The organism is Ponticoccus litoralis (genome assembly GCF_039769985.1).
Lineage (GTDB): Bacteria > Pseudomonadota > Alphaproteobacteria > Rhodobacterales > Rhodobacteraceae > Ponticoccus > Ponticoccus litoralis.
In genome coordinates, this window is record NZ_JBDNCH010000002.1 from 1,410,395 (window position 1) to 1,428,706 (window position 18,312).

Consider the following 18,312-nt stretch of genomic DNA (forward strand, 5'->3'; position numbering starts at 1 on the left):
ACTTATGCCGGGCTGCGTCGAATTGCAATCTTGCCCGCCCATCGGGCCGCGTTCTTCTTTGGGGGCCCGGACGCACGGAGCCGCCGATGCCGGTTTCTCCGCCACGCCCCGGGCCCGTTGCCCCGGCGTGGCGCCGCCCGATCCCGGCCCACCCCGCGCCAGCGGCCCGCCCCGTGCCGGGGGCGCCCGTCAGAGCCGCAGCGCGAGGCGCGCGGCCAGCCAGCTGAGGCCGATCAGGACAAGATCGGCGGGCAGAAGCGCCGCCAGCGCCGTCTCGTCCCCGACGCCGAAGGGGTACAACCGAAGCGCCAGCCCCGACATGTCGCCCGACAGCGCCACGACCGCCACGGCCATGGTGTTGTTGACCATGTGCAGGGCAATCGCCGGACCCAGCGACCCCGCCCGCGCGGTCAGATCGGCGGCGGCAAGCCCGAAGACAAAGGACCACAGCGCGATCGTCGCGGCATTGCCGCCGTAGTGCCCCGGCGCGTAATGCCCCAGCGCAAAGAGAGCCGAGGGGACGACCAGCCAGACCACAGGCGTTCTCAGCCGCGCGCCCAGTTGCGATTGCAGGTAGCCGCGGAAGAACAGCTCTTCCGAGCCGGTCTGCACCAGCAGCGCCAGCAGGGTCAGCGGCAGCAGCGCCAGCCAGAGACCGGGGTCCAGCCCCGGCTCGCTGGCGGCGCGCAGGGGCCAGGGCGGCAGCAGCGCCACGGCGGCATTCAGCGCCACCAGCGCCAGCGCCACGCGCAGTGCCTGCGCCCGGAACAGCGGCCACGGCCCCAGCAGGCTTTGCAGCCCGCGCCAGTGCATGGTCTCTGCCACCACCAGCGTCGCCAGCCCCAGTGCCCCGGTCAGCCCCAGCAGGGCCAGCATGCCCAGCGGATCCTCCGCATGGGTCAGCGCGTCCAGAAAGGCCGCCGCCGCGCGCGGCGGCGCCAGCCCCTCGACCAGCGCCACCACGCCGCGCGACAGCCCCAGCGTCACCGCGAGAACGACCACCAGCCCCAGCGCCAGCCGCCACAGGGCCGCCGAGGGCCGTGCCGGCTCTGTCAGCAGGGCGAAACGGCTATAGCGCAAGGCGGGCGCCTGCATGATCGGGGGCGCGTCCGGGCCACGGCGCGCTGATGGTCGGTGAACCCCGGTCGCCGGTCCTGTGCATTGCCGCCCTGCCCCCTTTCGCTTGCCCGAAGACTCTCTGCCCGCGCCGGTTCTGTCAACCGCCGCCCAAGGGGCCGGGTTCAGCGCACATCCGCCGACGGGACACGCGGCGCTTGGCAAGGCCCGCATGGATCCGCATTGTTTTCGCAGGTGGGCTTCCGGATTGGGGTCGGCGGCCAAAAATGCATAAAACAGACTTCACACTCGCGGAACTGCCCGGCGCCCTGCGCCGGGTCTTTCTGATGTGGCAGGCCTCGGATCGCGGCGACGGGGTCCGGCTGAGGGATATCGACCTCGCGGAACTGACCAGCGATCTGGACGTCATCGTCCTGACAGAGATCCATCGCGACGCCGTGACAGGCGCGGTCGACTTCGAGCCGGTCTTTCTGGGGAAGTCGGTCCGCGACCGGATCGCGCAACCGATGATCGGCCAGCGCCTGTCGACCCTGCCGGGCAAGGGCCCCGGTTCAGGGATCTGGGCGGCCTACGAGGCCCTCGGCCATGGGCCAAGGCCCGCTGCTGGCCCGGCTGCCCTATGACGGCCCCGCCGCCGGGATCACCGAAACGGTCGAAGTCCTGCTGCCGCTGCGCCCCGACGAGGGAGCGGGTCGCGCGCCGCTCTACGCGCTGGCCGGTGTCCGGTATCTCGGCGCGGAAGACGCCCGTGTCGCCGAACCCGCCACAGTGGGCGCCGCATCGCGCCGGGTGTCTTGACGCAGTAAGGCCCCGTGCTAAGCACTTTGCATGTTCGACGTCTTCCTCAAGACCCTGCCGTTCTTTGCCCTGATCGGGGTCGGCTACGGCGCCGCGAAGTCCCGCTTCTTCCCGCCCGAGGCGACGGCGCACCTGACGAAGTTCGTCTTCTACTTCGCGCTGTCGGCCATGCTGCTGCGTTTCTCGGCCAACCTGTCGTTCTCCGACATCTTCGAGCCACGGCTTGCCGCCGGTTATCTCTGGGGCACCGCCGTGACCTATGGCATCGCCATGGCGGTGGCCTTCCTGCGCCGCACCGACGCCTCGACCGCCGCGATCGAGGCGCAATGCGCGGCCATCGGCAACACCGGCTTCCTCGGGGTGCCGATGCTTGCCCTGTTGCTGGGGCAAGAGGCCATCGGGCCGATCATCCTGATCCTGTCGATTGACCTCGTGGTGTTCTCGTCCCTGCTGACCATCATCGTGGTCGGCGCCCGGGGCGGTCAGGTCGGGCTGCGCCTGCTGCGCACCGTGGGGCTGGGCCTTCTGGCCAATCCGATGATCGTGGCCATCGCCTTCGGCCTGGGCATCTCGGCCTCCGGCCTGCCGGTGCCCGAGGTCGCCAATGCCTTCCTCGAAACGCTTGGCAATGCGGCGACGCCCGGCGCGCTTTTCGCCATCGGCGCCTCGCTGGCGACGAAATCGGCGGAACGGCTGGAGATCGCGGCCTGGCTGTCCTTTGCCAAGCTGATCCTGCACCCGGCCTTCGTCGCGGCGGGGGTCTATCTCTTCTTCCCGGTCGACGCCTACCGCGCCTCTGTCGCGGTCTCGGCCGCCGCGCTGCCCGTCGCGGGCAATGTCTTCATCCTGGCCCAACACTACGGCGTGGCGCCGCAGCGGGTGTCGGCCTCTATCCTGATCTCGACGACCTTCAGCATCCTGACGGTCAGCGCCGTGATCGCCACCGTGGCGACCAACTGACCACGCAGGCGGGCGTTCGATCCCGGTCAGAGGCGCCCCGCCTCAGCTGCGCCCCTCGCGCAGCCAGGCCGCGACGATCAGGCCAGAGCCCAGCAGCAAGACCAGCCAGGCGGGCAGCAGCGGCGTCTGGCGGACATCCAGCGTTTCATAGGCCTCGCGCGGGGTCACGCCGATCCAGCCACGCCCCGCCGCCGGACGGCCCGCGCGGACCTCGCGCACAGAGGGCAGGCCTTCTTCCAGCCGCAGCACGCCGCCGCGCGTGCTGTCGATCAGCGGGGTCAGGGCGGCACCGCTGGCGATGGTCTGCACGAACTCGCGCGGGGCGGCGGGGCCAAGCCCGATGACGGCGGACAGGTCGCCCTCTTCCAGCCTGTAAAGGCCGATGTCCGGCCCCTCGAAGACCGCCTCGAAGCGGCCCGGGGTTTCCTCGGTCAGCGGGATCACCGTTTCCTGCCCGTCCGGGCCTATGACGGTGACGCTGTCCACATCCTCGTCCAGCGAGCGGCGGATGATGCGCATGGTCTGGCCGGTGGCTTCGGCCCAAAGCGCCTCTTCCTCAAGCTCGGGTTCCTTCATCATCCAGTGCGCCAGCCGCCGCAGCAGTTCCAGCTGCGGGCCGCCGCCCTCGAAGCCCCGGTTCCACAGCCAGGCCTGATCCGAGGCCAGAAGCGCCACGCGCCCCGCGCCCACCCGGTCGAGGATCAACAGCGGCTGGTCGGAGATCCCCGACATCACCACGTCGCCCTCGGTCGGCGTCACCTCGACCTGCCGCAGCCAGCGCCCCCATGTCTCGGATCCCGACAGGCCCGCCGTGACCGGGTGGCGCGCGCCAAGGTCGGTCACGACCGGGCGATAACTCTCGTCCAGCACGCGGGCGGTGGGCTCGGCGGGCAGGATCTCGGCCAGCGGAGAGCGGTAGATCGAATCCGCCGAGGCAAAGTCCGGCCCGGCGGCGACCAGCACCGCGCCGCCGTTCTCGACGTAGTTGCGCACGTTATCCAGATAGATCGACGGCAGGATGCCGCGCCGCTTGTAGCGGTCGAAGATGATCAGGTCGAAGTCGTCGATCTTTTCAAGGAACAGCTCGCGCGTCGGGAAGGCGATCAGCGAGAGTTCATTGACCGGCACGCCGTCCTGCTTTTCCGGCGGGCGCAGGATGGTGAAATGCACGAGGTCGACACTGCTGTCCGACTTCAGCAGGTTGCGCCAGGTCCGCCCGCCCGCGTGCGGCTCGCCGGAAACCAGCAGCACGCGCAGCCGGTCGCGCACCCCGTTGATCTGTACCAGCGCGGTGTTGTTGCGGTCGGTCAGCTCGCCCTCGGCCTCGGGCACGGTGAACTGGATCACGTTCATGCCGCCATGGGGCAGCGTGATCGGCAGCGAGAGATCCTCGCCCACCGGCACCCGGTAGGTTTCCGGCTCGGACCCGTCGACCGAGATTTCGATGTCGGTCAGGGCATCCCCCGGCGCCGCGCCGTCGTCGTCGATGCGCAGGGTCAGCTCGACCTCTTCGCCGAGGATGGCGAAGGCGGGCGCATTGCGCACGATCAGGCGGCGGTCCCAGTCGTCCTCCTGCCCGGTCATCAGCAGGTGCAGCGGCGCGGGCAGGTCGGGCGCGCGTTCCAGATCGTGCAGGCGCCCGTCCGACAGCAGCACGATGCCCGAGATGCGCCCACGCGGCTCCTCTGCGATGGCCTCTGACAGCGCCGTCATCAGCTGCGTGCCGGCGTCGCCCTCGCCATCCGGCACGGGGATGCGCCGGACCTCTGTGTTGTCGCGCGCCAGCAACGTCGCCTCCAGCCGGTCGGCGGCCTCTGCCGTCACCCCGGCCCGTTCGGCAAGGTTCTGCGAGGCGGTTTCGTCCACCAGCATCAGCACGATATTGGTCAGCGGCGCGCGGTCCTCGACCTGATACGAAGGCTGCGCCAGCGCGCCCACCAGCACCAGCGCGGTCAGCGCGCGGAAAGCCCAGCCGGACAGCCCGCGCCACAGTGCCAGTGCGGCGCCGCCGAGGGCCAGCGCGCCCAGCACGGCGATCACCGCCCGTGGCAGAAGCGGGTCGAAAACGAAGGATCCGGTCATTGGCCAAGCCTGTCCAGCAATGCAGGCACATGGACCTGATCGCTTTTGTAATTGCCCGTCAGGACGTGCATCACGAGGTTCACGCCAAAGCGGTAGGCAATCTCGCGCTGCCGCTCGCCGGTGAAGCCGGACCCCAAACGCACCATCGGGTTGCCACTGGCGTCCATGGCCCATGCGGCGGCCCAGTCATTGCCGCCGATCACCACGGGCGTGACGTTGTCGTTGAGGTCGCGGAAGGGCATCCCCTCGATCAGTTCCGCGTCGGGCGGCGCCGCCTCGACCCAGACATCGCGGCCCGTCCAGCGCCCGGGGAAGTCCTGCAACAGGTAGAAGGTCCGCGTCAGCACGTGATCGGCGGGCAGGGGTTCCAGCGGCGGGATGTCCAGCGGGCGGGCGAGCTGTTGCAGCTTGCGGCCCTCCGGGGTGCCGCTGCCGAAGCCCGCCACATCCGCGTCGCGGGTGTCGAACAGGATCATCCCGCCCGAGCGCAGGTAGGTGTTCAGCTTGGCATAGGCCGCCGCCGAGGGCGTCGGCTGGTCCGGCGTGATGGGCCAGTAGAGCAGCGGGTAGAAGGCCAGCTCGTCGCGCTCCAGATCGACACCCATGGGTTCCGCCGGTTCGACCGAGGTGCGGAAGTACAGCGTGTCCGACAGGCCCTGAAGCCCCGCATGCGCAACCTCGTCGATGCGATCGTCGCCGGTCAAGACATGCGCCAGCACCACCTCCGAGGTCGCCCGTATGGCGCGCTCGATGTCGGTGTCCGGTTCGGCGGTCTCGGGTTGCGCGGGGTCTTCGACCGGCACCGCGTTCTGCGCCATGCCCTCGCGCGGGACCAGCGCCAGCGCCGCCAGCAGGACAGAGGCCGAAACCGCCCCGCGCAGCCGCCCCGACAGCGCCAGAGAGGCCACGACATCCACCACCAGCAGCGCAATCGCCAGCCCCAGCAGCAGGCCCGCCAGCGGGCGCTCGCGCGGCTGGCTGAGACCCTCGACGGCGATCCGGTCGGGCCAGACCATCGGCTTCAGCGCGGTATCGGCGGTGACGACATTGCGGGCAAGGCTGCGGTCCTCGCCCTGATAGAGACCGGGGCGCAGCTCCGGGCCAAGCGCGGCCTCGACCAGTGCGGGGCCTTCGACCCCGGGCAGGGTCTCGCCGTCGCGGGCATTGCCGAAGGCGTCCAGCACCATGACCGGCTGCCAGACGGTGCCTTCCATGTCCTCGACCTCGGGCTGGGCGGTGGCGGAAGAGACCGCCAGCCGTTCCAGCATCTGCACGAAGAGACCCGACAACGGCAGGGTCGACCATTCGGCGTTGGCGGTGACGTGAAACAGCACGACCTGCCCCTGCCCGATCTCCTTGCGCGTCACCAGCGGCGTGCCGTCGGTCAGTTGCGCCACCACGCGGTCGGCGAGCGTCGGGTCGGGCTGGGCCATGACCTGGCTGTTGATGGTCACGTCCTCCGGCACCGGCAGGCCGAAGAAGGGACTGTCCTCGGTGAAGGGCGCCAGCGCCTTGGGCTCGCCCCAGGACATGGCGCCGCCCACGGTGCGGCCCCCGGCGCGCAGGCGCACCGGCATCAGCGGATCCTCGGCGTCGCGGCTGACATCGGACGCGGCAAGGCGCGGCCCGGCGAAGCGCAGCAGCATGCCGCCCTTCTCGACCCACTCCAGCACCGCCTCTTCCTCTGCCCCCGACAGGGTCGCCACGTCGGCCAGCACGATCACGTCGGGGTTGGCGGGCAGCAGGTCGGTCAGCGCACCGTCCAGCAGGTCGGCGGTGGGTTGCAGCGCCTTTTCGAGGTAATGCAGCGGCGAGAGCAGCTCCAGCCCCTCGCGGTCCTCGCGGCCCGCGATCAGCGCGACCTCGCGGCGGCGCAGGCTGTCGTCGGGCAGGGTCACGGCACCCGCGCTGCGGATGCCCTCGATCTCGAAGCGGTCGACCCGGGCGCGCAGTTCGGCAGGCAGCGAAAGCTCCACCTCTGCCGTCAGGGCACCGGCCTCGAAGCTGACGGGCTGGCGCAGCAGCACCGCCTGATTGCCCGCCGGGTCGCGGTACCGCGCCCGGCCAGTGTGACCTCTGCCGCGCCCTCGGCGCGCAGGCGGCGCAGGGCGAAGTGCAGGTTGCCATCCTCGACCCGCGCCGGTTCCAAAGCGTACAGCGTGCGCGGCGCCTCGAAGACGGTGACGGTGCCCCGGCCTTCCAGAGAGGCAAGGAAATCGGCGCGGCTGTCGCGGGTCAGCGCGTCGGACATCCAGTAGCTGTCAAAGCGCCCCTCGGGCAGCATCTCCGTGGCTCGGCTCAGGCTGTCGTTGCCCGGCTCCCACGGCTCCGGCGACACGCCGGTCAGGCGGCTGCGCACCACGTCGGCGGCAAGAAACTGCACCGGCTCGGGGTTGGTCAGACGCATCAGGGCCACCGGGCGCCCGTCGCGCCCGGCCTCGGCCAGAAGCCCGTCCAGCGCCACCATGCGCGCGCGCCAGTCGGCGGCAGAGGCCCAGCTTGCGTCCATGACGACCAAAAGCGGGCCGTCGCCCTCGGCGCCCTCGCCCCGGTCGGGGTTCAGCACCGGACCGGCCATGCCGATGATGACAGCCGCCACCGCCAGCATCCTGAGCAAAAGCAGCCACCAGGGCGTGCGGTCGGTGACCTGTTCCTGATCCTTCAGGCCCAGCAGAAGCACGACGCCCGGAAACAGGCGGCGGATCGGCGCGGGCGGCACGGCGCGCAGGATCACCCAGAGGATGGGAAGCGCCAGAAGCCCCAGCAGAAGCCGGGGCGTGGTAAAGCCGAGAAGGCCGAAGAGTGTCATCCGTTGCTCCCGTCCAGGGCGCGATAGACCCAGAGCAGCGCGGATTGCGCCGTCTGGTCAGTGTGATGCGTAAAATGTTGCCAGCCGGTCAACCGACATATGGCGTCCAGCCGCGCCTTCCGCTCGGCCAGCCTGTGCAGGTAGGTCCTGCGCAGGTCGCCCGCCTTCAAGGTCTCGTGCCGCAGGCTCTTGTTCACGCTTTCGAAAATGGTGCGCCCGTCGAAGGGGAAGGCCTCTTCGCTGGGGTCGAGCACCTGCAACAGCACACCGCGCACGCCGCGGTCGGCGGCCTTGGTCAGCGCCGCCTCGACCGGCGCGGGGTCCGAGAGGAAGTCCGAAACGAAGAGCGCCTTGGCATGAGGCAGCATGCCGCGCGCCTCGGGTTCGGCATAGTCGTCCTCGCCGTCCTCCGACAGCAGTTCCGCCAGCCGCAGGGTCTGCTGGTCGCCACGCCGGGGCGGCAGCTTCCACCCCGTCAGGCCGACGCGCTCGCCGCCCCGCACCAGCAGGATCGCGGCGGCCAGCGCCACCAGACGTGCCCGGTCGGCCTTGGTCGGCAACTTCTTGGACGAGGAAAACCGCATCGAGGCGCCGGGATCGACCCAGACCTGCACGGACTGGGCAATCTGCCATTCGCGCTCGCGCACGAATTGCTCGTCCCCGCGGGCCGAGCGGCGCCAGTCGATCTGCCGGTAGCTGTCGCCCACGGTCAGCGGGCGGTACTGCCAGAAGTCGTCGCCCAGACCGGCGCGACGGCGCCCGTGTTCGCCCAGAAGGACGGTCCCGGCCAGTTGCTCGGCCCGCGCCAGAAGGGCGGGAAAGCGCCCGGCCTCTTCCTGCGCGCGGGTGCGCAGATGGGCGACGGTGGCTGTCACGCGGCTGCCTCGGCGGGGGCCATCTGCGCGGCGGTCTCGTCGATCAGGCGGCCAAGGTCCTCACCCCGGGCGCGCGCCGAGAAGGTCAGCGCCATACGGTGCACCAGCACCGGCTTGGCCATGTCCAGAACGTCGGCGGGCGAAGGCGCAAGACGGCCCTCCAGCAGCGCCTTGGCGCGCACGGTCAGCATCAAGGCCTGCGCGGCGCGCGGGCCGGGGCCCAGTGCCACCGGGTCCTTGACCCGCTCGGTCGCCGAGGGATCGTCGGGCCGGAAGGCGCGCACCAGATCGAGGATCATCTCGACCACCGCCTCGCCCACCGGCATCCGCCGCAAGAGGCGCTGCGCGGCGATCAGCTCTTCGCCGGTGAAGACCTGATGCGACTGCGCCTCTTCGGTGCCGGTGGTGGCCATCAGGATATCGCGTTCGGTCTTGCGGTCGGGATAGGCCACGTCGATCTGCACGAGGAACCGGTCAAGCTGCGCCTCGGGCAGCGGGTAGGTGCCTTCCTGCTCGATGGGGTTCTGCGTGGCCAGCACGTGGAAGGGCGCGTCCAGCGCGCGGGTCTCGCCCGCGACGGTGACAACCTTCTCCTGCATCGCCTGAAGCAAAGCCGACTGCGTCCGGGGCGAGGCGCGGTTGATTTCGTCCGCCATCAGCAGCTGGCAGAAGATCGGGCCTTCGATGAACTTGAAGGCCCGGCTGCCGTCGGCGCCGGTTTCCAGCACCTCGGAGCCGAGGATATCGGCGGGCATCAGGTCGGGCGTGAACTGGATGCGGTTGCCGTTCAGCCCCATGACCGTGGACAGGGTTTCCACCAGGCGGGTCTTGCCCAGACCCGGCAGGCCGATCAGCAGCGCATGGCCGCCGCAGAGCATCGCCGCCAGCGTCAGGTCGACGACACGCTCTTGCCCGATGAAGCGCGCCTGGATCGACTGCCCGGCCAGCGCCAGCTTGTCTTCCAGCGCTTCGATCTCTGCGACCAGATTTTCGGCCTCGGCCATGTTAACTCTCCACTTCCGGGCTAGTATGCTGTTGATGCGAGTGTATCGCGCGGTTCGGAAATGGCAAAAGCAATGCGTTCACAAAATGGCGTGCCGCCCTCGGCGGAGGGCATCGCAGAGGCAGCCCGCAAGGCCGGTGGCAAAGGTCCGCCGCCGGTCCACAAATGGAACCCGCCCTTCTGCGGAGACCTCGATATGCGCATCGCGCGCGACGGGACGTGGTTCTACCTTGGCACGCCGATCGGGCGCATGGGGCTGGTCAAGCTGTTCTCGTCGATCCTGCGCAGGGACGGCGAGGATTACTTTCTGGTCACGCCTGTCGAAAAAGTGGGCATCACGGTAGAAGACGCCCCCTTCGTGGCGGTCGATTTCGAGGCCGAGGGCGCGGGGCCGGACCAGGTGCTGACCTTCCGCACCCATGTGGACGACCACGCCGTGGCCGGGCCCGATCACCCCATCCGCGTCGAGCGCGACCCCGAGACCGGAGAGCCCGCGCCCTATGTGCTGGTGCGCGCCAACCTCGAGGCACTGATCGACCGCAAGAGCTTTTACCGGCTGGTGGATCTGGGCACGCACCATGACGGCTGGTTCGGGCTGTGGTCCTCGGGCCGCTTCTTTCCGCTCATCCCGTCAGAGGACCTGCCGGACTGACGGCGCCGGGGGCGCCGTTTTCTTGCAAAGAAAACGGATCGAATTCTTTGCAAGAATTCGCCACCGCATAAATAGACGCCGCTCCCGAGGGAACGGCGCCTGACCTGCTGAAAAGGGACTTGGGTGAAATTCAGAGCGTGAAGGACCAGAAGAAGGTCTCGCCCGAGCTGTCGTCGACGCCGTCGTTGTCGGTCGAGACCCAGACGGTGCCGTCCTCGAAGATCGCCAGACCCTCGACCTTGTCGACCACGTAGCCGCCCTGCGCCTTGAGGTCGGGGATCAGGTCGCGGACCTCTTCCTTCGACACCACCGGCAGGTCGCCGCCCAGCGGGGCCGGAACCATCTCGGCGGCCGGGATGCGGTAGACCTTCTTGGTCACCGCCGCGTCGCCGATCTGGTTGTCGCGCTCGACCACGTAGAACCAGTCGCCATGCGCCACGATCTCGGACAGTCCGACCCAGCCGGTTTCCGGCTCGGCCTTCTTGTAGTGGACCGCGCCCCATTCGCCGCTTTCGAGGTCATAGGAGACCAGCTTCACGCGGCCCTTCGGATCGTCGCCCCACTCGCGCTGCACGGCCATCCAGAGGGTGCCGTCCTTCAGGGTGATGCCCTCGAAGCCAAAGCGCGTCTCGACCGCCATCAATTCGGCGGGCAGGCCGATTTCCGCGTCGATCACCCCCTCCGCGGTGACGTGGTAGAGCGCATGCGGGATCACCCGATCGGTGCGGCCTTCGGAAGCGACCCAGAAGCCGCCCTCGCCGTCCAGCGTGATGCCCTCAAGGTCCAGCTTCTGCGCCGCGTCGCCATTGGCGCGGGTGATCCGCAGGGCCTTGGTGATGCGTGCCGGGCTCCGCGTGGTGTCGATGGTGAAGATCGTCGGCTGGTAGCCGTAGAAGCTGTCGTTCACCGCGTAGACAAGGCCATTCTCGCCCGCCACCATGCCGGAAATCGCGCCCCAGCCGATCAGTTCATCCGCGCCTTCCGAGGTCAGCTGCGGATATTGCGCCGCGCCTTCCGCGTAGTCGAACAGCATGACATGCGCACGCACGCCGCCCTCGGGGCCGAGGTCGGTCTCATTGGCCGAGACCAGCAGGTTGCGCGCGGGGATGGCGACATAGCCCTCCGGCCCGATGCCCGAGGGCAGGATCTGCTTCAGCACCGGCGCCGACAGGTCCGTGACGTCGTAGACGCCGACCGCCGACCCGCGCTCGGACCCGACGAAGACATAGGGCGTGCCGTCGAATTCCGCGAACTCGATCGATTCGGGCTCCACGCCCTTGGCGTCGGATCGCTTGTCCGGGTAGTGGCCGATCCGCACCAGCGCATGTTCGAAGGACGCGCCGCTTTCATAGACGACCGTGCCGTCCTTGTTGAAGATCGTCCAGCCGCGAGAGCCGCCGTCCATGTCGCCCTCGTTGGCGGTGGCGAAATGGTCGGCGTCGATCCATTTGACCGCGTCGGGCTCGCGCTTGCGGGCGGGCTGGCTGTCGGTGAAGATCAGCGCGCCGCGCTCGTCCCCGGTGTCGATGCCCTCAAGGTCCACCGCCCCGGCAGAGAAGTGGTTCAGCAGGGTGCCGTCAGAGGCGATCACCGCGAGGTGGTTGTTTTCCTGAAGCGTCACGACGATCTCGCCCGCCGCGTTGACGTCCACGAACTCGGGCTCGGGGTCCTCGGGGGAAACCTCGGCCAGCCCGGTCAGGTCGACCTTGATCAGCCCGTCGCAATCGGGCGTGCCGCCCTCGACGGGGACGATCACCACGTAACCGGCGGGCATCTGCCCGGTGCGACCGTCGCCCAGATCCTCGTCGCGCTCGTTCTCGATGGCGACGGTGACAAAGCTGCCGTCCTCGGCCATGGCCACGCTGTCGGGCTGGCCGCCAAGGTCGCAGGAATAGGCCTCGACGCCCGCCTGCAGGTCGAAGACCGCAAGGCGGCCCGAGGGATCGGTGTAGCTTTCCGAGGTGTTCACACCCACGAAGGCCGCGGTGCCCTTGACGGCGACCGAGGTCGGCTCTCCGTCCAGCGCGAGGTTGCCCAGCGGCTGCGGGTTCGCCGGGTCGGTGATGTCGATGCGGCCCAGCACGCCCAGCGGGCTGTCGGTGTAGACCAGCGTCATGCCGTCTTCGGTCGCGGCGATGATCTCTGCCGAGGTTTCGCGCGCGGTATCCTCGCCCTCCGCCATGTTCATGGGCGTCGCAAAAGAGGCGATGCGATTGAAGGTCATGTCCGCCGAAGCGGCCCCGGCGGCAAGCGCCAGCACACTGGTCAGACAAAGCGTGCGGATCGGCATGGGAATCCCCTGTTCTTCTGGTTCCATGCCTCTTTCCGGCGCCAGGGTAACGGGGCGATGACGGTTTGGTGACGCTCCGGCGAAGACGCGCGCCCCCTTGTGGCGGCAGGGGAAAGCCCTAAGCAGGGTGGGAAAGGAGCCCCGCCCTGATCCCGCCCCGCCTTGCCCCCGTCGTCTTCGGCCTGCTGCTGTCGGGCTTCATGTCGCTGATCGTGTCGGGCGTCGCCACGCTGCGGGCCCTGGGTGTGGTCCCGGACTTCTTCGGCCTGTGGATGAGCGCATGGGTCTCGAGCTGGCTGATCGCCTTCCCCTCGGTGCTGGTCATTGCCCCCGTCGTCCGGCGGCTGGTGGCGCGTTACACGCGCCGCTGACCGGCCCGATGACGGTCAACGCCCCGCTTCGCGACGGGACGGCCCGGACGGATCAATCGCCCAGCTTGGCGTGAACCTCGGCAAGGTCGATCTCGCCCACCGGCATCTTGTTGGCGGGGTTCTCGAAATCGTAGCGGAACAGCTCGAAGTCGCGTTTGAAGATCTCGTAGACCAGATGCATCGAGAGGTCGTCGAAGTAATCCTCGACCGGGTGCAGGCGCTTGGGCCCGTGGCCTTCGGACTCGTTGAAGCGCGGGATCTGCGTCAGGTCGACCGGGTGGCGGGTCTGGACCTTGTCCAGCACCCCCTGCATCCCGGCGTTGAAATCCTCGGTCCAGAAGATCTGGTCGTAGCGCCCGCCGTTCACGATGAAGGTCGAGACATGGCCCGACATGGCGGACCAATGAATGTCCGGCTCCATCGGGCGGCGCCAGCGGATGGTGTCGCGCACGAACAGCAGGAAACGCCGGAAGGACCGGATCTGGTCGAACTCCTGCTGGCCGTCGTCGCCGCCGACCTCGATCCCGTATTTCTGGATCAGCAGGGGCACGAGGTTGCCGCGATAGCGTTTGCCGTTGCGCTGGATGCCGCAGATCTTGTCGAAGAAGCTGGACAGGATGCGCGTGTAGGGGTTGCGCACACAGGTGAAGGCATAGGACGAGCGCGTCTTGACGTTGGCCTTGATGGCGGGCTGGCTGTCCTCGCGCGCCCATTTGTGCAGGCCCTCGGTGGCGTCGTGAATGTCGCCGTCGTAGAACCGCCCGTGGTCGGAATAGAACATGATCTGGCCAATGGTCGAACAGGCGCATTTCGGGACGACCCGATACACCATGCTCTCGCTTTCGGTCATCCATGTGCCGGGAAAGCCCATGCCTGCTGCCTCCGCTGACATCCGTTATGGTCTTCTTGACGCCTGACCTGCTACTTGACGTCTGACCTGCTACAAAAAACCAAACAAAGCCGGTTTATTCAACGCCCCGCAGGCTTTATCAACAGAAACAATCGGGCAACTCCAGGGCAACCGTTCGCTGCATGGCAAAAATCGCCTTCATCCTTCTGTGTCACAAGGACCCGGATGCGATCATCCGTCAGGCCAACAGCCTGACGGCGGCGGGGGACTACATGGCGATCCATTTCGACGCCCGGTCCCCGGCGGCGCATTACACGCGCCTGCGCGCCGCCCTGAAGGACAACCCGAACGTCACCTTCGCGAAGAAACGGGTCAGGTGCGGCTGGGGGGAATGGAGCCTTGTGCGCGCCACGCTGGGCACGGTGGAGGCCGCGGCGGAGGCCTTTCCGCGCGCGACGCATTTCTACATGCTGTCCGGCGATTGCATGGCGATCAAATCGGCGGAATACGCGCATGAATTCCTCGACCGGCGCGACTGCGACTATATCGAAAGCTGCGACTACTTCGAAAGCGACTGGATCAAGACCGGCTGGAAGGAAGAGCGGCTGATCTACCGCCACTGGTTCAACGAACGCACGCAAAAGCGGCGCTTCTACGCGCTGTACCGGATGCAGAAGCGGCTGGGCCTGACGCGGGCGATCCCCGAAGACATCGAGGTGATGATCGGCAGCCAGTGGTGGTGCCTGCGTCGCCGCACCATCGAGGCGATCCTTGCCTTCGCGAGAAAGCGGCGCGACGTGATGCGCTTCTTCGCGACCACGTGGATCCCGGACGAGACCTTCTTTCAGACGCTGGTCCGCCACCTGATCCCCGAGCACGAGATCGAAAGCCGCACACTGACCTTCCTGATGTTCACCGACTACGGCATGCCGGTGACCCTCTACAACGACCACTACGACCTGCTCCTGTCGCAGGACGCGCTCTTCGCGCGGAAGATCTCTCCCGAGGCGACGGAACTGCGGCGGCGCCTTGGCGTGCTCTATGCCTCGGAAGGGGCACGGTTCCAGATTTCCAACGAAGGGCGGTCGCTGTTCAGGTTCCTGACCGAGAAGGGCCGGGGCGGTCGCCGCTTCGCGCCGCGGTTCTGGGAAACCGAAAGCTCTCTGGGCCGCGAACGCGAGTTGCTGATCATCGTCTGCAAGAAGTGGCATGTGGCCAAGCGGCTGGTGGAGCGCATCCGCCAGGTGACGAACATTCCCTGCATCGAATACCTCTTCAACGAGGAAAGCTGCGCGCTGCCGGACCTTGGCGGCATCCAGTCGACCATGGGCAAGCGCCACCGCCACCGGCGGGCGCTGATGCGGATGCTCTATGACTACTACGAGACCGAGCGCCTGATCGTCTGCATGGACCCCGCCAACCTCGACCTGATCGAGGACTTCGGACGGGATCGCGCGCTGACGCGCATCCTCGAGGTCGAATGCCAGTTCTCGGACGCCTACCTGATCGGCCATGCCAAGCGGGTGGGCCTGGCTGGCGACCGGACGCCCTTCGAGACCATCGAACGCCTGCTGCCGACGGTGCGCAACGACATGACGCATGAAAGCGACCGCATCCGGGATGCCCAGTTCGAGAACTACCAGCGCCTGCGCGAGATCGATCCGACCGAGGTCAACGCCCGCACGCTGGAGCGTTTCCTGTCGGTGCCGGGCGCGACAGCGCAGGAGATCGCCGGGGCGGAGCACCTCTTCGCGGACTGAGGCCGGTTGCATGTGGCGGGGATTTCGGCCTTGATGCGGCCCGCACGGCGCCCTGACATTCCCGAGGACCCCATGGCCTACAGCTACGACGACCAGAACATATTCGCGAAGATCCTGCGCGGAGAGATCCCGAACCAGACGGTGAAGGAGACCGACCACAGCCTCGCGTTCCGCGACATCTACCCGCAGGCGCCGCTGCACGTCCCGGTGATCCCGAAGGGCGCCTACGTCAGCTTCGACCATTTCGCGCAGGACGCCTCGGACGCCGAGATCCTCGACTATATCCGCCTTGTCGGCGAGGTCTGCCGCATGGAAGGCGTCGAGGAAGACGGCTGGCGGCTGATCTCCAACGCGGGCCGCAACGGCGTGCAGGAGGTTCCGCACCTGCACGTACACATCCTCGGCGGTCGCGTCCTCGACCGGATGCTCCAGAAACAGGACTGATCCAAATGGGCGCGCTGCCGCGCGCGCATGCTGTCTCGGCTTCGGCCTGCGGCCTGCGCCTCGGGCCGGCGCCTGTGGAACCCACGTCCGCCACTTGCACGATGCACGCGCGGTACCCTTGCTTTCAGGTATTTGGGCCAAGAAGAAAAACCAGGGCTTCTTCTTGGTCCAAATACCCTCCGCCGGAGGCATCCGACGGAAAAGCCGGGCGGGAGGTCAGCCGGTGGAGCGCGTCAGTTCCGAGGAAGACATCTTCGAGGTCGGCCTGTTCTGTCCGCACGTCGCGGATGCGGATGTTCGCGCGATGCACGGCGTTCAGCACGTCCTCGGCGCTGGTCCGTTCGGCATGGTAGCTGAGCGCGAGGCTGCCGTCGTCCCGGCGGCGGGTTTCGACACCGGGCGTTTCAGGCAGGGTTTCGGGCTGCGTTTCCGGCACGATGACCATGGTACGGCGGTCGATCTGCCCCAGCAGGTTAACGGTCGAGATCGCGCGCCACCAGAGCGCCGTGGTTGATGATGGCGATCTCGTCGCACATCTCTTCGGCCTCTTCGAGGTAGTGTGTCGTCAGGATGATGGTCATGCCGCGTTCGCGGTTCAGCCGTCGGACGTTGCGCCAGAGCATCTGCCGCAGCTCGATATCCACACCCGCCGTGGGCTCGTCCAGCACCAGCACCTGCGGCGAATGGACCAGCGCCTTGGCCAGCAATAGGCGGCGGCGCATCCCGCCCGACAGCGTGCGTGCATAGGCTTCGGCCTTGTCGGTCAGGCCGACCATCTCGAGGATTTCGTCCGAGCGGCGTTCGGATTTCGGAACGCCGTAGAGACCCGCCTGCACTTCCAGCGCGCCGCGGGGCGTAAAGAAGGGGTCGAGGTTCAGTTCCTGCGGCATCACGCCGATGGCGGCGCGGCTCTGGCGCGGGTTCACGTCCTGATCCCAGCCCCAGATCGTCACCCTGCCGGCGGTCTTGGTCACCAGCCCGGCGAGAATGTTGATCATCGTGGATTTCCCGGCACCGTTCGGCCCCAGCAGGCCAAAGACGGACCCCGCCGGGACCGAGAGGTCCACCCCCCGCAGCGCCTGTTTTCCACCCTCGTAGGTCTTGGCCAGCCCTTCGATCCGGATTGCGTCCTGTGTCAACGCTTGCTCCACCCTGTTGCATCGGTCATACCCGCATCTAGAGCGGCAGGGCCCGGACGGGAACCCGAAACCTTGTAAACCTCCGGGAAAGGGCTTGCCGGTAGACTGGAATCGCGGGGCCTTCGCCGCTTCGCAGGGAAGGGGAAGGCCCATGACAACGCAAGCGCCGGAAACCGTGGTGGTCAAGGCCCATCGCATTGCCTGCGACGGCGGCGGGGCCGCCACGGGGCATCCGCGGGTCTGGCTGCAGATCCCGCTGGAGACCGGCTTTGTCGAATGTCCCTATTGCGATGCCAGATACGTTCACGCCGATTTCGCGGACAAGGCCTAGGCCGTGATCCCCGCCCCGGCATATCCCCCGCAGACCGGCCCCGCCCCGGCGGTGACGCGGACGGGGGTCCCCGGGGCGCGGCAATGATCCCCCTCCCCGGCGCGGGCTGCCGCCGGTGGCCTGCGACCGGCGTGTCTACAGCCGGGCCGAACGGGCCAGCGACATGATCGTGCATCTTGCCGCCATCGTGCTGGCCCTGGCCGCGGTGCCGGTGCTGATCACGCTGACGGTGATCTGGCGCGGCGATGCCGCCGGGATCGTCGGCGTGTCCGTCTACGGCGGCACGCTTCTGCTGATGCTGACCGCCTCGCTGCTCTACAACCACCTGCCCGCGCCGCATTGGACCGGCTTCCTGCGGCGGTTGGACATGTCGGCGATCCATCTCAAGATCGCGGGCACCTACACACCCTTCGCGCTGCTTTCCGGGTCCGGGCTGGGCCTGCTGACCGCAATCTGGAGCGCGGCGGCCGGGGCCACGCTTGTCACCATGATCCGCAGGCATCTGCCCGCCGGTGCCGCCGTTCTGATGTGCCTGTGTTCCGGCTGGGTTGTCGTGGTCGGCGGGCGCGACCTGCTGGGCAGCCTGCCGCTTTCGGCCACGGTTCTGATGCTGCTGGGCGGCCTGCTCTATTCCGTCGGAACGCCCTTCCTGCTGGCCTCGCGCCTGCGGTTTCACAACACCATCTGGCACGTGATGGTGGTCGCGGCCTCGATCGTCTTCTTCGTCGCCGTCTTCCTTGTGGCCGCCGCGCCGCCCGAGCTGATCGACCTCGACCGGGGCTGACAAAAGCAGCCGCCTGACCACCGCCCGCCGGTTGCCGGGGCGGCAGGCAAAAGGACAACTGGCAGGCAGGCCCGGATCGTGGCAAAC

The 18,312-nt window shown here is 68.1% G+C and carries 15 protein-coding genes and 2 pseudogenes; 9 read left to right on the plus strand and 8 right to left on the minus strand.

Going from position 1 to position 18,312, the window contains the following annotated elements; genetic code table 11:
- Nucleotides 1–189 precede the first annotated feature (189 nt).
- Nucleotides 190–1,080, minus strand: a complete 891-nt coding sequence (locus ABFB10_RS08040; protein ID WP_347166120.1) for a CPBP family intramembrane glutamic endopeptidase — start codon at nucleotides 1,078–1,080, stop codon at nucleotides 190–192.
- Nucleotides 1,081–1,343: 263 nt separating this feature from the next.
- On the opposite strand from ABFB10_RS08040, the gene ABFB10_RS08045 reads away from it, so the two are divergent.
- From ABFB10_RS08045 to ABFB10_RS08055, 3 genes are read left to right on the plus strand one after another with little or no spacing between them, the layout of a single operon-like run.
- On the plus strand, nucleotides 1,344–1,700 hold the full coding sequence (locus ABFB10_RS08045) for a hypothetical protein (protein ID WP_347166121.1): 357 nt from the start codon (nucleotides 1,344–1,346) through the stop codon (nucleotides 1,698–1,700).
- Entirely contained in the window at nucleotides 1,663–1,875 is a 213-nt protein-coding gene (locus tag ABFB10_RS08050) for a hypothetical protein (RefSeq protein WP_347166122.1), read from the plus strand. The genes ABFB10_RS08045 and ABFB10_RS08050 overlap by 38 nt, the downstream gene beginning before the upstream one ends.
- Before the next feature lie 30 nt (nucleotides 1,876–1,905).
- Nucleotides 1,906–2,835: an AEC family transporter gene (locus tag ABFB10_RS08055; protein ID WP_347166123.1), complete on the plus strand. Its 930-nt coding sequence runs from the start codon at nucleotides 1,906–1,908 to the stop codon at nucleotides 2,833–2,835.
- A 42-nt stretch (nucleotides 2,836–2,877) separates the two neighbouring features.
- Here the strand turns inward: ABFB10_RS08055 and ABFB10_RS08060 are convergent, their stop codons facing one another.
- The 4 genes and pseudogenes from ABFB10_RS08060 to ABFB10_RS08075 form a co-directional block, all read right to left on the minus strand.
- On the minus strand, nucleotides 2,878–4,917 hold the full coding sequence (locus tag ABFB10_RS08060) for a glutamine amidotransferase (protein WP_347166124.1): 2,040 nt from the start codon (nucleotides 4,915–4,917) through the stop codon (nucleotides 2,878–2,880).
- Nucleotides 4,914–7,726, minus strand: a pseudogene (locus ABFB10_RS08065) (DUF4159 domain-containing protein). The gene ABFB10_RS08060 and the pseudogene ABFB10_RS08065 overlap by 4 nt, the downstream one beginning before the upstream one ends.
- A complete protein-coding gene (locus ABFB10_RS08070; RefSeq protein WP_347166125.1) occupies nucleotides 7,723–8,601 on the minus strand; it encodes a DUF58 domain-containing protein in 879 nt (292 codons plus the stop codon). The pseudogene ABFB10_RS08065 and the gene ABFB10_RS08070 overlap by 4 nt, the downstream one beginning before the upstream one ends.
- On the minus strand, nucleotides 8,598–9,605 hold the full coding sequence (locus ABFB10_RS08075; protein WP_347166126.1) for an AAA family ATPase: 1,008 nt from the start codon (nucleotides 9,603–9,605) through the stop codon (nucleotides 8,598–8,600). The genes ABFB10_RS08070 and ABFB10_RS08075 overlap by 4 nt, the downstream gene beginning before the upstream one ends.
- Before the next feature lie 72 nt (nucleotides 9,606–9,677).
- On the opposite strand from ABFB10_RS08075, the gene ABFB10_RS08080 reads away from it, so the two are divergent.
- Nucleotides 9,678–10,256: a DUF1285 domain-containing protein gene (locus ABFB10_RS08080; protein ID WP_347166127.1), complete on the plus strand. Its 579-nt coding sequence runs from the start codon at nucleotides 9,678–9,680 to the stop codon at nucleotides 10,254–10,256.
- Nucleotides 10,257–10,386: 130 nt separating this feature from the next.
- Here the strand turns inward: ABFB10_RS08080 and ABFB10_RS08085 are convergent, their stop codons facing one another.
- Nucleotides 10,387–12,546, minus strand: coding sequence for an esterase-like activity of phytase family protein (locus ABFB10_RS08085; RefSeq protein WP_347167967.1), 2,160 nt, complete (start codon nucleotides 12,544–12,546; stop codon nucleotides 10,387–10,389).
- Nucleotides 12,547–12,692: 146 nt separating this feature from the next.
- Between ABFB10_RS08085 and ABFB10_RS08090 the strand changes: the two genes are divergently transcribed.
- Nucleotides 12,693–12,917 carry a DUF2798 domain-containing protein gene (locus ABFB10_RS08090; RefSeq protein WP_347167968.1) on the plus strand — a complete coding sequence of 75 codons (225 nt, stop codon included), beginning with the start codon at nucleotides 12,693–12,695 and terminating at the stop codon, nucleotides 12,915–12,917.
- A 52-nt stretch (nucleotides 12,918–12,969) separates the two neighbouring features.
- Here the strand turns inward: ABFB10_RS08090 and ABFB10_RS08095 are convergent, their stop codons facing one another.
- Complete coding sequence (locus ABFB10_RS08095; protein WP_347167969.1) at nucleotides 12,970–13,788, minus strand: sulfotransferase family protein; 819 nt, start codon at nucleotides 13,786–13,788, stop codon at nucleotides 12,970–12,972.
- Nucleotides 13,789–13,949: 161 nt separating this feature from the next.
- Here ABFB10_RS08095 and ABFB10_RS08100 point away from each other — a divergent pair, with 161 nt between their 5' ends.
- Together ABFB10_RS08100 and ABFB10_RS08105 are read left to right on the plus strand one after the other, a co-directional pair.
- Nucleotides 13,950–15,527: a DUF5928 domain-containing protein gene (locus ABFB10_RS08100; protein ID WP_347166128.1), complete on the plus strand. Its 1,578-nt coding sequence runs from the start codon at nucleotides 13,950–13,952 to the stop codon at nucleotides 15,525–15,527.
- A 72-nt stretch (nucleotides 15,528–15,599) separates the two neighbouring features.
- Nucleotides 15,600–15,971 carry a histidine triad nucleotide-binding protein gene (locus ABFB10_RS08105; protein WP_347166129.1) on the plus strand — a complete coding sequence of 124 codons (372 nt, stop codon included), beginning with the start codon at nucleotides 15,600–15,602 and terminating at the stop codon, nucleotides 15,969–15,971.
- Nucleotides 15,972–16,095: 124 nt separating this feature from the next.
- Here the strand turns inward: ABFB10_RS08105 and ABFB10_RS08110 are convergent.
- Nucleotides 16,096–17,110 (minus strand): annotated as a pseudogene (locus ABFB10_RS08110) (ABC transporter ATP-binding protein).
- A gap of 151 nt (nucleotides 17,111–17,261) precedes the next feature.
- Here ABFB10_RS08110 and ABFB10_RS08115 point away from each other — a divergent pair.
- Together ABFB10_RS08115 and trhA are read left to right on the plus strand one after the other, a co-directional pair.
- Entirely contained in the window at nucleotides 17,262–17,441 is a 180-nt protein-coding gene (locus ABFB10_RS08115) for a zinc-finger domain-containing protein (RefSeq protein ID WP_347166130.1), read from the plus strand.
- Nucleotides 17,442–17,556: 115 nt separating this feature from the next.
- Nucleotides 17,557–18,225: a PAQR family membrane homeostasis protein TrhA gene (trhA, locus tag ABFB10_RS08120; RefSeq protein ID WP_347166131.1), complete on the plus strand. Its 669-nt coding sequence runs from the start codon at nucleotides 17,557–17,559 to the stop codon at nucleotides 18,223–18,225.
- Nucleotides 18,226–18,312 lie beyond the last annotated feature (87 nt).

Bases quoted from the DNA above. Each gene is read 5' to 3' on its own strand.
- ABFB10_RS08045 (WP_347166121.1), top strand. From the start codon at position 1,344: ATGCATAAAACAGACTTCACACTCGCGGAACTGCCCGGCGCCCTGCGC.
- ABFB10_RS08050 (WP_347166122.1), top strand. From the start codon at position 1,663: ATGGGCCAAGGCCCGCTGCTGGCCCGGCTGCCCTATGACGGCCCCGCC.
- ABFB10_RS08055 (WP_347166123.1), top strand. From the start codon at position 1,906: ATGTTCGACGTCTTCCTCAAGACCCTGCCGTTCTTTGCCCTGATCGGG.
- ABFB10_RS08060 (WP_347166124.1), bottom strand. From the start codon at position 4,917: ATGACCGGATCCTTCGTTTTCGACCCGCTTCTGCCACGGGCGGTGATC.
- ABFB10_RS08075 (WP_347166126.1), bottom strand. From the start codon at position 9,605: ATGGCCGAGGCCGAAAATCTGGTCGCAGAGATCGAAGCGCTGGAAGAC.
- ABFB10_RS08080 (WP_347166127.1), top strand. From the start codon at position 9,678: ATGCGTTCACAAAATGGCGTGCCGCCCTCGGCGGAGGGCATCGCAGAG.
- ABFB10_RS08085 (WP_347167967.1), bottom strand. From the start codon at position 12,546: ATGCCGATCCGCACGCTTTGTCTGACCAGTGTGCTGGCGCTTGCCGCC.
- ABFB10_RS08095 (WP_347167969.1), bottom strand. From the start codon at position 13,788: ATGGGCTTTCCCGGCACATGGATGACCGAAAGCGAGAGCATGGTGTAT.
- ABFB10_RS08100 (WP_347166128.1), top strand. From the start codon at position 13,950: ATGGCAAAAATCGCCTTCATCCTTCTGTGTCACAAGGACCCGGATGCG.
- ABFB10_RS08105 (WP_347166129.1), top strand. From the start codon at position 15,600: ATGGCCTACAGCTACGACGACCAGAACATATTCGCGAAGATCCTGCGC.
- ABFB10_RS08115 (WP_347166130.1), top strand. From the start codon at position 17,262: ATGACAACGCAAGCGCCGGAAACCGTGGTGGTCAAGGCCCATCGCATT.